This is a genomic window from Streptococcus sp. KR, from assembly GCF_002238115.1.
Taxonomy (GTDB): Bacteria; Bacillota; Bacilli; order Lactobacillales; family Streptococcaceae; genus Streptococcus.
Map to the genome: position 1 here is coordinate 1 of NZ_NGVM01000373.1, position 216 is coordinate 216.

1 protein-coding gene is annotated in these 216 nt (G+C 40.7%); it reads right to left on the reverse strand.

All coding sequences use genetic code 11. The annotated features are described in order from the left end of the window. Position 1: 1 nt before the first annotated feature. The coding region (locus tag CBI42_RS13125; protein ID WP_256963858.1) for a DUF5776 domain-containing protein at positions 2 to 216 on the reverse strand (215 nt) is incomplete at its 5' end.

Here is a 216-nt window from a genome sequence, read left to right on the forward strand (position 1 = left end):
TTTAATATTTAACAACTTTAACGAACTTGTTATTAGCGGTAATGTAGCCGCCTTTTACGACGTAACGTTTGGTACCAGATTTGGTAATTGACCCTTCATGGCTGAAAGTATAACGTTTGATGGTTAACTTCTGCCCTTTCTTGAAGTGGCCGTTCCGCTGGGTCAGGTTGGCAGTCTTGTATCGGTTGATGTGCTTTTTGACAACCAATTGTTTTG